10 protein-coding genes are annotated in these 12389 nt (G+C 53.3%); 4 read left to right on the top strand and 6 right to left on the bottom strand.

Going from position 1 to position 12389, the window contains the following annotated elements; all coding sequences use genetic code 11:
* The first annotated feature begins 179 nt into the window (after positions 1–179).
* The 3 genes from Q8902_04405 to Q8902_04395 all read left to right on the top strand — a co-directional run bounded on the left by Q8902_04405 (position 180) and on the right by Q8902_04395 (position 4996).
* Positions 180–2318 carry a YCF48-related protein gene (locus tag Q8902_04405; protein ID MDP4198795.1) on the top strand — a complete coding sequence of 713 codons (2139 nt, stop codon included), beginning with the start codon at positions 180–182 and terminating at the stop codon, positions 2316–2318.
* A gap of 67 nt (positions 2319–2385) precedes the next feature.
* Positions 2386–2919, top strand: coding sequence for a DUF421 domain-containing protein (locus tag Q8902_04400; GenBank protein ID MDP4198794.1), 534 nt, complete (start codon positions 2386–2388; stop codon positions 2917–2919).
* 7 nt (positions 2920–2926) lie between these two features.
* Complete coding sequence (locus Q8902_04395) at positions 2927–4996, top strand: ABC-F family ATP-binding cassette domain-containing protein (protein ID MDP4198793.1); 2070 nt, start codon at positions 2927–2929, stop codon at positions 4994–4996.
* Here Q8902_04395 and Q8902_04390 read toward each other — a convergent pair.
* Positions 4976–5797, bottom strand: coding sequence for an RNA methyltransferase (locus tag Q8902_04390; protein MDP4198792.1), 822 nt, complete (start codon positions 5795–5797; stop codon positions 4976–4978). The genes Q8902_04395 and Q8902_04390 overlap by 21 nt on opposite strands.
* Complete coding sequence (locus tag Q8902_04385) at positions 5797–7242, bottom strand: OmpA family protein (GenBank protein ID MDP4198791.1); 1446 nt, start codon at positions 7240–7242, stop codon at positions 5797–5799. Before Q8902_04385 ends, Q8902_04390 begins: the two co-directional genes overlap by 1 nt.
* A gap of 48 nt (positions 7243–7290) precedes the next feature.
* Here Q8902_04385 and Q8902_04380 point away from each other — a divergent pair, with 48 nt between their 5' ends.
* A complete protein-coding gene (locus Q8902_04380) occupies positions 7291–8229 on the top strand; it encodes a restriction endonuclease (GenBank protein MDP4198790.1) in 939 nt (312 codons plus the stop codon).
* Here the strand turns inward: Q8902_04380 and Q8902_04375 are convergent.
* The 4 genes from Q8902_04375 to Q8902_04360 all read right to left on the bottom strand — a co-directional run bounded on the left by Q8902_04375 (position 8189) and on the right by Q8902_04360 (position 12339).
* Complete coding sequence (locus tag Q8902_04375; GenBank protein ID MDP4198789.1) at positions 8189–8833, bottom strand: GyrI-like domain-containing protein; 645 nt, start codon at positions 8831–8833, stop codon at positions 8189–8191. The genes Q8902_04380 and Q8902_04375 overlap by 41 nt on opposite strands.
* Before the next feature lie 147 nt (positions 8834–8980).
* Positions 8981–10669: a hypothetical protein gene (locus tag Q8902_04370; protein MDP4198788.1), complete on the bottom strand. Its 1689-nt coding sequence runs from the start codon at positions 10667–10669 to the stop codon at positions 8981–8983.
* Positions 10670–11080: 411 nt separating this feature from the next.
* The gene (locus tag Q8902_04365; protein ID MDP4198787.1) at positions 11081–11635 is read right to left on the bottom strand and encodes an NAD(P)H-dependent oxidoreductase; all 555 of its coding nucleotides are present in this window, start codon (positions 11633–11635) and stop codon (positions 11081–11083) included.
* A complete protein-coding gene (locus Q8902_04360) occupies positions 11635–12339 on the bottom strand; it encodes a pirin family protein (GenBank protein ID MDP4198786.1) in 705 nt (234 codons plus the stop codon). Before Q8902_04360 ends, Q8902_04365 begins: the two co-directional genes overlap by 1 nt.
* Positions 12340–12389 lie beyond the last annotated feature (50 nt).

Here is a 12389-nt window from a genome sequence, read left to right as displayed (position 1 = left end):
TTGTATAAGCAGCGAAGAATCCCGGAGACTTCTACCAATCATCTGTAGTAAGTAACCGGCAACCCCAAAAGCAACGCACCAAACGTTACAAAGATTTACCCCAAAAATAAGAAATCTTTCCTGGGCTTTAATCTAACACGGCAAACGTTCAATAATCTCACTATATTCATGAAGTTAAGATGCGAAATCTCATCTCCCTGCTTCTTATCACTGTATGCATCGTTAGTGGACCATCCTCCCGCGCACAACAATCCTGGACGCAAACAAAGGGCCCGGAAGGCGGCGCGATTAGCGCAGTCTGCGTCGATTCGATCAATCACGTTTTCATTGCCACCAAAGCCGGAGGCATTTATGAAAGCCAGGACAGCGGCACCCATTGGATCCCCCGCAACGCTGGGCTGAGCACGTTGTACTTTCGCGACATTCAGGCATCGGCGCCCGACTATGTGTTTGCTGTCTCAAATCAAGAAGGCATTTTTCGAATGAAGCGTCAGGAAAGTCCGGCGTGGGTCCTGTTGGACACGACCGCAACATTTGCGTCATCCATTGCCACTTTGGCCATCACACCGAATGGAGACTTGTTTATCTCAGCCAGCTCCTCTGGGATTCTCGTCAGCCATGACAATGGGGACCACTTTAGCGCCGCAGCCTCGGGGATCGACCGGAAGGACTTGCCCATCAAATTCCTCAGCGCTCCCGACTCTGCGCGGTTGTATGCCGCAGCGTGGAATGGCACGGTGTACTTCTCATCGGACAATGGGCAGAACTGGACCTCAATCGGAAAGCATCCCTCGATGCATGAAGTAACAGCTCTGCTGGCCCTGCCGAGCGGTTCCGTTCTCGTGGGCGATAAGACGGGCAACGTATATCTTGATACGAACGGAACGAGTTGGCAACGCGTGATCGACAGCGCCACCTCCCTGAATAATGGCACGTACAATCTCTTCTTTAGTCGAGTCTCTGGTCACGTCTTCTGTCGCGCCGTGAACGGGCTGCTCTTTCGATCGAGCGATATGGGTCTCACGTGGACCAAAATCATCAAGGAAATTGAAGGTGGAGAGTATTTCCCGGCCGCCGTCAATAAGGAAGGGGTTATCTTCGCCGGCGTCGATTACGATGGGATGCTGCGCTCATTTGATGACGGCGAGGAATTTGAGGCAATTAATAATAATCTGATTGGCACGTATATCTTCAGCGTCCAGGTTGGCCCCGACGGTACGACCTTGTATGCTAATTCCAGCGAGCGAATCTACCGCTCCTACGATCAAGGCCAGAACTGGAATCTCCTCTCGCTGGAGATTCACGACCTCCTGAGCGCACCCTCTTTTTCGATCGATAGCGCAGGAGTACTGTACGCGATCGATCTTGCACGGGTGCACGTCTCCACGGATTCCGGTACTACCTGGCATCAAACGCTCGCCGGCGATACGCTGCTCCAAACGTTTACGCTCGTTTCCACAAAAGATCGGACGTTCGCTTCCTCCTATCGTGGATTGTTCGCAACGCAGGATCATGGCATGACCTGGACGAACGTTACGCCCACCGGTGATAGCACGATGGTCAATACTGTTGTGGTCGGAATGGACGGTGCCGTCTACGCGGAAATGGGTAACGGTGATTTGTTTAAGGCAACAAATATTAATGCCACGACCTGGACTCAGTTGGGCAAGAGTAGCAATTTAACCCTCGTCATGAAAGATGGGAGGACGATGTTCGACATTAATAATAATGCGGCTGAGCGTTCGAGCGATGGTGGACTGAATTGGACGTCTCTGCCACCGGTTGACCCCGTAAATTACCATAAGGTCTTCGGGCTGTTTATCGACAAGAAGAATCAACTCTTCCTGAGCACCGATTCGGGGATTTACATTTCGAAGGACCTCGGCGATACATGGCTGACGTCCTATGATGGATTGCACGGACCAAGCACCTCGCGAATCATTGGCGCACACGATGTCTGCCAGGATAAGTTCGGCAATTACTACGCGGCATCGAACGGTCAAGGGGTATTTCTTAGTCCCGCCACCTCGAGCGCGGTCACATGGTCGTCGCTTTCCAAGACAAATACACTCGAGTGTTACCCGAACCCTGTCATCAGCATCACGAAGCTCCATTTTGCGCTGGAGTCGTCCGGATTCGTCCATGTTCAACTGACGGATGTTCTTGGGCGAGTCGTATGGTCTACGCAGGATCAGTCGTTCTCGGGTGGCGAGCACACGATGGATCTGAATCTACAGGATTTCCCGAGTGGCGCGTATCTTTGTTCGGTTCGCCACGGAGATGCGAATGACAATCTGTGGATTAATGTGACTCATTGAGGGTAGATTATTAACCTCTTCGTGCCCTGAGGCTCCTAACCGGCCATGATGCTGTTCATGGCCGGTCATGCAATTAAACCCGCTCGTCGAGATCGTACTTCGAAGCACGGTCGTCTATTTGGTCATCCTGCTTGGCTTTCGCCTGGCCGGAAAGCGCCATATTTCGCAGCTTTCACTGCTCGATTTTGCCCTCATTCTCCTCGTTTCCAACGCAGTACAGAATGCGATGGTCGGGAGCGATACCTCGCTCCTGGGGGGGATTGTCGCAGCCTCTACGCTAATCGGCATTAACGTGCTGCTGACAAAACTCATTTTTCGCAGAGAGGGCGTAGCGCATTTGCTGGGGGGAGAACCTCGCTTGCTGATCCGCAACGGACAATATGTGATGTCGAATCTCCAACATGAATCCATTCGGCCTGAGGAGATCGAAGAGCAAATCCGCGAGCATGGATTTAAAGATATTACGGATGTTCGCACCGCGATCCTCGAAATTGATGGCTCGATCAGCGTTATCCCGTATGACAAGGAGGGCAAGCACATCGAGCATCACCTCCCATTCGTCCGTCATCGCCATCGCGGCCGCCGCGGCCTGAGACCATAATTACGACATGATCGCACTCGAACATATCTCCATGCAGTTCACGGGAGATTATCTCTTCCGTGATGTCACATTTACCGTTCGCCCCGGCGACCGGATGGGACTCGTGGGTCCGAACGGAGCTGGCAAAACAACACTCCTCAGAATCATCGCCGGCGTGTACGAACCGGAAAGCGGGACCGTCAATCTGCCCACGGCCTACAAGACCGGTTATTTGCCGCAGGAGCCGACGCTCGATGCGGCGGCTCAAGAGCGAACGCTCATCGCCGAAGCATTGAGGGCAAAAGAAGATTTGATTGAAGTCGAGGAACAGCTCGCCGCGATCCAGATCCAAATGGAGGATCCGAATCAGGACCATACCAGCCCCGAGTACACACGAATACTCGAGAAATTCGGTACTCTTCACCATAAGTTCGAAGATTTGGGTGGCTTCGAACTTGAAGCCGCGGCCAAGAAAGTATTAAAGGGCCTCGGATTTACGGAGAAAGATTTCGAGCGCCCACTTGCCGAGTTCTCGGGCGGATGGCAAATGCGTCTTTTGCTCGCAAAGCTACTCATCGCCCGGCCCGACGCGCTCCTGCTCGACGAACCGACAAACCATCTTGATCTCGAAAGCTTATTTTGGCTCGAAGAGTATCTCCGCGGATACGATGGCACCATCGTGATCGTCTCCCATGATCGCGCATTTCTAAATGCGATCACGAACCGCACGGCAGAAATTGACCGATCGAAGATCGAAGTCTATGCCGGCAATTACGAATATTACGAGCGAACGAAGGCGGAGCGTGAAGCGCAGCTTGCATCGCGCGCGCAAAACATCGATGCGCGAAGACGAGAGCTCGAAAGTTTCGTCGAGCGATTCCGGTACAAGGCAACGAAGGCCCGACAGGCGCAATCGCGCTTAAAGATGCTCGAGCGCATGGAGCGGATTGAGTTGGCATCGCACGGGCCCTCCGTTCATTTCAACTTTCCACCGGCACCTGCATCCGGTCGGATGGTCTTCGAAGTCCAACATGGTGCAAAGTCCTATGATGGCGTCCGAGATATTTTTTCCGGAGTTGATCTCCGCATCGAGCGTGGAGATCGAGTAGCGCTGCTCGGGAAGAACGGCGAAGGCAAGACTACGATGGGAAAAATCTTCGCCGGCCAGGAACAGTTGACTGGCGGTACGTTCGAAGTCGGGCACAACGTCCTGCTCGGCTACTATGCCCAGCATCAGGCTGAAGCCCTGGATCCAAAGCTTACAGTTCTCGAAACCGTCGAGAATGTAACGCGCGCGCAACTCTTTCACGAAACGGCCTCCAACACGATGCCGCGCACTCAGTCGCAGCTTCGCTCATTGCTCGGTGCATTCCTCTTCCGCGGTGATGATGTCTACAAACCAGTACGCGTCCTTTCCGGTGGAGAGAAAGCCCGGCTGGCTATCGCCAAGATGTTGCTGGAGCCCACGAACACACTCGTACTCGATGAGCCGACAAACCATTTGGACATGGCATCCAAAGAGGTCGTCAAGGAAGCGCTGCTGCAGTTCGATGGGACCGTCGTCGTCGTATCCCACGACCGGGATTTCCTCGAAGATTTGACCGATCGACTGATCACGTTCCAGGATGGTTATGTAAAGGAATATACCAAACCTCTCGAGACGTATCTTGACGAATTGCGTGCATCGGAAATCGCGCTGATCCAAAGTAAGAAAGCTGCCGCGCGTCAGGCTAATGCAGCCAAGCCGGTCGCTCCTGCTACGGCTCCAAAGAATGGAGCCTCGAAACCGGAGAGCAGTCCTGCCCAGCGTGAAGCTGCTACGCGCGAGCAGAAGCGCCGGGAAGCGGACGACCGAAACGCGAGGTTCAAGCTAGAACGACCACTTCGAACGAAGATCTCTGAAGTCGAGAAGAAGATCGAATCTCTCGAAAAAGAAAAGCTCGCAATTGAGGACGCAATGTTGGATGCCGAGTATTACAGCAGCGTTGACCGGGTCAAGTCTGATTCCGAGCGGCTAGGCCTTCTGCGAGGAGAACTCGAGCGGCTGGTCTTCCAGTGGTCGGAGTTAAGCGAGAAGTTAGAGAATCTCGCGGTTTAAGCACTGCGACATCTCATATAGTACGATCCCACTTGCGACAACAACGTTGAGCGAATCAATGTTGGCGTTCATGGGAATCCGCACCAGTTGGTCGCATGCTTTGATGACTTCCGGCCGAAGGCCCCAGCCCTCAGAGCCAAACACGAGGACATTGTTTGCAGCTGATTCAAGCTCGCTAAGTGGAATGCTGCTAGCAGTCAATCCCGTTCCGATGATGCGGCAATGATGTGCGTCACGCAACGCTCTTAGCGACACCGCAAGATCGGGCACTCGGACGATCTCGATATCGACAATTGTCCCCATCGAGACTCGGACAGAGCGGCGCAAGTATGGATTACAGCAGCGATCATCCACGATCAGCGCGCTTGCACCAAATGCCGCCGCCGTGCGAATAATCGCTCCCATATTCTCCGCATCCGAGATTCCATCGAGGGCGACGACAACGAAGGGATCGCGCCAATGCAACGCTGCTTCTTCGATCGATTGAGTCTCTGGAATTTGTACGGCGAGCATGACGCCCTGATGCAGGAGGTACCCGACGATTTGCTCCATTTCCTGTTTCGGAGCTAAATAGACTTCTGTCGAATCCGTACGAGAGTCTAATAAGTTACGAAAAGATTCGAAGTGCTCTGGCGTCATCAGAGCCTTCGGAATCATTGCGGTACTTTCGAGAATCTTTCGGACGATCTTTTCCGACTCCGCGATGAAGAGCCCGCGATCGAAATGTCCACCCTTACCTTTAAGCGACCGGAAGTCTTCGACGGCTTCCGGATCGTAGGCTTCGAGCACTTGATACGACATCAATCGGCAGCGCGCGTCACCTCGATCACCACCCTACGATTGAGTGCCCGACCTGAGGCCGTTTCGTTCGGAGCAATGGGGCGGTCGGGGCCAAAGCCTTTGGCACCTAATCGGTCGCGGCGAACACCTCGCGAGGCAAGAAAGGTAACGACCGCCTCCGCCCGTTTCTGAGACAGCACCATGTTGCGTTCGCGGTCTCCTTGGGAGTCCGTGTGGCCCTGAATCTCAATAGCAAGTCCCGGCAAGCGTTTCATCAATTCGACAACTTTGCCGAGCGCAGCCATGGATTCGCCTTTCAGCGAACTGCTTCCGACATCGAACCGAACCTCATCGAGCCGAATCTGGGACCCTTGCAGGTCCTTCGCGGAGAGATTCGGATCCCACTCGCTTCCCTTCGGCAGATGGAAGCCAGGCCGGAGATCTTCTCTCAGATAGAGCTTCCAAATATCGCTCTTGCCGAATCCACGCGTTGACGTTTCATGCGCGCTCGAAAAGTAGGCGGTATCACCGCGGGCGCCAATTGTAAAGTATGCATCGAACGAAATAGTGTTGACTGGTTCGCCAAGATCCCGGGGATTCGACCAGTGCATCCAACTTTCGTCCTGTCGGCGCGCGACGAAAATGTCATAGTCACCGATACCTCCTCGACCATTCGTCGAGAAATAAATGGTCCGGTCGTCGTATGCGATAAATGGCGAGATATCATCACCCGGTGTCGATAGTTCTGCGATCAATTCCGGCCGTGACCAATGCAAATGTCCATCAATATTTCGCGATAAATAGAGATCGTGCTGACCGAGCCCATCTTTCCGTTTCAGCGAGAGGATCATATACTTCTCGTCACCCGAGATCGTCATCATCGCGATGGACGTGTCGTTATAATAGTCGTCGATAAGCAGGGGCTCGGGAAAGGACCACGAACCATCGGGCTGCTTCGAACTCATTGAAAACCCTTTACCACCGGTCCCATCCGCCCGATAGGTGTTCTGAAGATAGAGATGTGTGGCAGTAGTATTGATCGCGCGGACGCCATCGTAATTCGTGGTGTTCAATGGGCCTGGCAACTTTTCTGCTTTGGACCAGGAGCCATCCGATTGCCGAAGAGAGTACCAAATGTCTTCGTCGTTCGGATTATTTGCGTAACCAGTGTTCGAAGGATCGCCCTTGCGCACGAAAAACATTAACGTTTCGTCAGGGGTCAAGACAGGGAACAGGTCACTATACTCAGAATTGATATTCGGCCCCATATTGATGCGATCGAAGACTGCTGGGGGCGCGGCGGGCGCAGACTTCTTTGGCGGCGGAATTTCAATGTTAATCCCCGGGAGCTGAGGATTCTGTCCCCAGCTGGTGTAAGGGATTAGCAACGGCACGAGCATCAACAAGGCATGACAAATTAGAGCAGGCACATTCAGAGGTGCTGCAAGGCTATATGGCAAACGCATGTCCAGAATAACGCAGATGAGTTCAGTTGGGTTTTGCCTGTTCCGTTCATGATGAACGGAACTGGTGTGCTCGATTCCGTATTGAATACCATCCCCCCACGGATCATTATCCGATTCCGAGACATGGAGATCCCCGATCCCGAGAGCGTGATGTTACCGCTCCTACAGTTCATGGGTGATGGAAAGCCTCACAGCGCCGGCGATGCCGAAACGTATCTCGCCGACTATTTTCGTTTGCCCTGCACTAATGCCGAGAAGCCTGTACAACTTCGGACGTGTGTATCCGGCGTGACTACGCGCTTCAAGAACGCGAACTTGCTAGAACCAGTCTCGCGAGGCGTCTTCCGTATTACTGCGCGTGGACTTGGCATCCTTCAAACTGCGCCAGCCAAGCTGGATTTCAGCGATCTTCGATCACTCTCTTCGTACGCGTCACCCACTACGAACGCCACGAAGAGCTGCGGGCAGCCACCAAACAAAGCGCTCGGCCATGCATACGAGGCGCAATCGCTTGCACTTCGAGCTGAAGTCTTGGAATATATTAGGGCCTCTTCGCCCGCCAACTTCGAGCAAATCATACTCGATGTCCTCATTGCACTGGGATACAGTAGCCCGCGCGCTCATGCGGAAGGTCTTCTCACCCGCCAGGAACACGGAGTCCTTGAAGGACTCGTCAAAGCTCACAAGCTCGGTCATGATGCCATTTATCTCAATGCGCTTCGGGAGCGAGCTATCGTGGAGAAGTCGCAAGTGAAAAACTTTATCCGCACTCTCGCGACCGTTGCGACTCGCAAGGGCGCGTTGATTACGACATCAGAATTCTCTCCGGCCGCACGGCAAGCCGCCGAAGCTTCGGAGAAGCGTATCTTGCTCATCGATGGCGCCGAACTCGCTCGACTCATGGTCCATCATGGTATTGGAGTGGTCGAGCAACAGCGATACATCGTCAAGCGGGTCGATGCAGCGTATTTCGAGACTGACGTTTGAGCGGCTGACGGAGGATCGTCTTCAGTTTTTCCGGTGCCGAGCGACGCGGATCACCCAAGTAGATCTCATGGTGTTTGCCGCTGATATCCGCTCCTTGATCGCGGATAAAGTCGTGAAGTTTCTCGATCGTGGGTGCTTCTGAGGAGTATGGGCCGATGTGCATAATCTGCGCACACTCTCCTTCACTCCATTTCTCCAGTCGTACGTTCGATACTGTATCGAGATGTTTTTTTTCTTCCACTTCTTTTGCGGCTTTGGCAACTTCCGTCTTGGTAATAGAATCCGGCTGCTCGAGCATTAGCGTCCATTGCCACTTGGTCCGGTTATTATTGGAGAAGTCCGACATGTTCTCGCTCCACCAGAGTCCTTCAAGCGGCGCAATTTTGTAATCACTTTCCTTGCCCTGCTTCTTTCGATCGAACTTCATGGTATACGCAAGCCCATAGAGTGCTTGTACGGCATCCTGGAATTCTTTCGACTTATTCGGATCGCCCTTGCCATCGATCATGAGGTACTGCATTTTAGGGACGGTCACTACTTTTGGTGTCTTCGAGCTGGCAGAGAATAGCTCCTTTAGTTCGTCGTTGGTTTTGGTGGTAGACATATGCGTTTGTGTTTTGAATGTTCAAGTCACTGTTCTGCACTGTCAGAGAAACATGCTGGCCAGGCAGTGCGCCTGGCCAGCAGTGAACTCTCTTTCGCGTGTGTGAGTAAATTGTGTTCAGAATGCTCTCAAATGAACGCTTCTGTTTTAGTTAAAGATGACATAATGCACCGTGGCACCTTCGCCGTTGTTAAGGTCACCACCGGTCTGCAGGAAGTGAATGTCGAACGACCCATTTGTCACATTGGCTGTGTTCGCCACATAATGATCGTTAGCCATGCTGGTACCATTCAGCTTGACCGTCACAATAATGATGCTCGCAGGTGTGACGAGCGGATTGCTGATTGTCGCAATGAGCTCTTTCGCCTTGGCCGGCCCACCATTGAGAAAGTCGACAGAGCCTGCAGCTCCTGTCTGAGTCAGCGGAGTCACTGCGATCTGAGGTTGCCTTGGATCCAACCCGTCTACCGTGATACCTGTGCCAGCAACAATGCCATCGATTTGTCCCATGGCGACCGTAGCCGGCGCCCATCGGTTCATCTCGGCATCATATCGGAGTAACTGCGCACCCAATGGTTGAGCCGAAGCGACCGGAATATTCTGGATTCCTGTAACGGTTAGATGTCCGGCTGCATCCATTGATGCGTCCCCGGTCACAGTGACAGCCTGGGCAATCCCACTCTCGTTACCGACCCAAAGATTGGAGGCTGGTAATTGTTCGTCCAATTTTGCGTCGAGCGTTTCAGCAAGTGTAGACGCCACTCCATCGACATATCCCTTGGTTGCAGCGTCGGTTACGTCAATTGGCTCACCCAGTGAGGTGATTCGCTGGAGCCCGGCATCTGCGCCATGCAGCAATGAGAGCGGACTCAGAACGGTCGTCATATTCGCGTCGCCGGAGCCAAGGGTGACATCACCCGTGAACGTCGCGGTTGTCCCGCGAACCGGAACATCCATCCGGAGCGTGAACTCATCGCCCAGCATTGTGAAATGTGCTGGATCGTACGCCACATTCAGGTTGCCATTGAGGTCCTGATAGAGCGCGGTTCCGGCGATGTCTGCGCTTAACTGCCGGCCCGTGATCGAAGCCGGAGTAATCCAGGTACCCGGTAGCCGTCCGGCATCGAGCGCAACTGTGATCAGGCCAGTGCTTCCGCCACCAATGAGACCTTGCCCGAGAACCACGCCAGTAATTTGGCTTGCAGTTCCGGAGATGAGCAGTCGACCGTTCGGAATATCACGCTGCACTGAGATGTTCGGTCCGGCAGCGATCTCGAAATTCCCTCCTGTCGACTCCATCCCATTGATGCTAATCGGTGGAAGCAAGTTCGAGCTGATGTGTCCATTGTTGTCAAGTGGCATTGGAAAGATTTTTCCATTCGTCGGTGTGGCGCTCGCAAGAATCCCATCGAGCGAATGCGCAGTGAACGCATACGGCACGGCAGTCAGGCGGGCACGTGGTGAGAGTTCCTCGCCTTGATTGATGCGAATACCCAATTCGATCGGTCGGGTAATATCGATCATCGCCGGGAGTCCGCCGACGGTCGAACCGAGTTGGAGTTCAAAGACGCCCTTTGTGACAGAGACTCCGGAAAATGTCTCCGTGAGAAGTACTGCGCCGGTCCCGACATCGTAGTATGTAATCCCGAGGTCGACTAAGCCGGTCAATGGACCGGATGTGTTCATCAGGAGTCCCTGATAGGATACTGTCTGGGCCGGTTGTGCCATAGACGCCGTTTCGAAACCGAAGGTGAGCACACTGGCAAGAGCGACCAGAGTGATGGAGTTGAAAATGAGTCCTTTGCCCCAGTTAACTCCTTTGAAAATAGTAGCCATATAATTGAGTGTAATGGTGAGTTATGTTTTTGAATCCGTAGCCCTGTTCCGAGAGCAATTGCAGGCGCGACAGTGCCTCGGGATATCGTCGTTACGACTCACCGAAAGGCGGCTCCACCGAGAAGCTGCTCCCCGTAGCTTCCCGACGGATTCTTCGCGTGCGAGACACGCCAATTCGCGACGTGCCTGCAATATGGGCTTCGAGCTGCGAGTGAGACTTGGAAGGAATATGCCAAGCGAAAGGCCTTCAAAGAAAAGATTGAAGAACCGAGGAATACAGCTCCATTATTGGTGATTCCGCGCTCAGCGGCTAGGGAGAGCGCAAACTAAATTCCCGCTCAGCAACACAACAGACATAAACAACTAACGCAACCCGACAAGTAGTTTGACGCTTCTAGCGATGTTGATAGATTACTCAGCTCGTCCGATCTGCTCGGCCCATGTCATTAAGGACTGCATGAAGACCGTAAGAATTTTCCGCGTCGCTTCATCGGCAAGGGTCCCATCGGCGTTAAATTTTTCCTGGGCCTTGGAGATCATGACTTCCGGTTTGTTCATTGGCAATAGATTCACAAACACGCAGGTCTGCCGCAAGTGATATTGCGCTCGCGAGCCGCCCAGCAATCCGGTAGAGGCACTCATGATCGCACATGGCTTGCCATTGAACGGATTCTCCTTCGGAGGACGCGAGATCCAGTCAATGGCATTCTTGAGCACGCCCGGCACTGAGTAATTATACTCCGGTGTGGCAAACAGGAGTCCATCGGCATCTTTAACCTGCTGCTTGAGTCGCTGGACCGATTGCGGAATGCCGGCATCTTCCACATCCTGATTATACAACGGCAAGTCGCCAATCTCAGCGACCTCGATGTGCATATCTGCCGGCGCGAGTTCAATCGCGGCGCGGAGCGCCATCCCATTGTATGAGCCCTTGCGAAGACTGCCGAGAAATGCGAGTATCTTCATTACGCTAAGTCAAAGAGTAAGAATTCGGCTTCACCGTTCTGCGAAGCTCTGATCAGAATCGAATCCTCGTCCTCAATCGCAACGGCATCCCCATGATGAAGAACTATATCATCAATGTGCACTGTCCCGCGAGCAACCTGGAGAAAGCCTGCGCGCCCCGAAATAAAGTGATGCTTGAGTTCAGCACCATCGGAGACAATACTGGCGTAGACCGTTGCATCCTGATTGATCTGGACGCTGTCGTTGTGTCCATCGTGCGACGCGATGCGACAAAACGTATTTCGCTTATCCTGATCGTGAAAAGTCCTCTGCTCATAGCTTGGCGTAAGACCATGCTTCTCCGGATACAACCAGATTTGCAGAAGGTGTACCGGCTCAGACTTTGAAGGATTGAACTCGCTATGCACGACCCCAGTACCAGCCGTCATCCGTTGCACGTCTCCCGGACGAATGATGCCTTTGTTGCCCATCGAGTCCTCATGCTCGATCGCGCCGGAGAGAATATACGTGATGATCTCCATGTCGCGGTGCGGGTGCATGCCGAAGCCGCCTTCCGGGGCCACCGTATCCTCGTTAATTACGCGCAACGTCCGGAAGTGCGTATGTTTTGGGTCATAGTAGTCCGCGAAGCTAAAAGTATGGTACGTCTTCAGCCAGCCGTGATCGGCATGTCCGCGCTCGTTCGAAGGTCGTTTGGTGAGCATAATAATTTATGTTGCAACAAAGATACGGCTATGAGAACATGCGGTTTCAC

Source organism: Bacteroidota bacterium (genome assembly GCA_030706745.1).
Classification (GTDB): Bacteria; Bacteroidota; Ignavibacteria; order Palsa-1295; family Palsa-1295; genus PALSA-1295.
Note: the sequence above shows the minus strand (reverse complement) of the source record. Positions and strands in the feature narration are given on the sequence as shown.

Coding starts and splice junctions, on each gene's coding strand:
- Q8902_04405 (MDP4198795.1), top strand. CDS start 180: ATGCGAAATCTCATCTCCCTGCTTCTTATCACTGTATGCATCGTTAGT.
- Q8902_04400 (MDP4198794.1), top strand. CDS start 2,386: ATGCAATTAAACCCGCTCGTCGAGATCGTACTTCGAAGCACGGTCGTC.
- Q8902_04395 (MDP4198793.1), top strand. CDS start 2,927: ATGATCGCACTCGAACATATCTCCATGCAGTTCACGGGAGATTATCTC.
- Q8902_04390 (MDP4198792.1), bottom strand. CDS start 5,797: ATGTCGTATCAAGTGCTCGAAGCCTACGATCCGGAAGCCGTCGAAGAC.
- Q8902_04385 (MDP4198791.1), bottom strand. CDS start 7,242: ATGCGTTTGCCATATAGCCTTGCAGCACCTCTGAATGTGCCTGCTCTA.
- Q8902_04380 (MDP4198790.1), top strand. CDS start 7,291: ATGATGAACGGAACTGGTGTGCTCGATTCCGTATTGAATACCATCCCC.
- Q8902_04375 (MDP4198789.1), bottom strand. CDS start 8,833: ATGTCTACCACCAAAACCAACGACGAACTAAAGGAGCTATTCTCTGCC.
- Q8902_04370 (MDP4198788.1), bottom strand. CDS start 10,669: ATGGCTACTATTTTCAAAGGAGTTAACTGGGGCAAAGGACTCATTTTC.
- Q8902_04365 (MDP4198787.1), bottom strand. CDS start 11,635: ATGAAGATACTCGCATTTCTCGGCAGTCTTCGCAAGGGCTCATACAAT.
- Q8902_04360 (MDP4198786.1), bottom strand. CDS start 12,339: ATGCTCACCAAACGACCTTCGAACGAGCGCGGACATGCCGATCACGGC.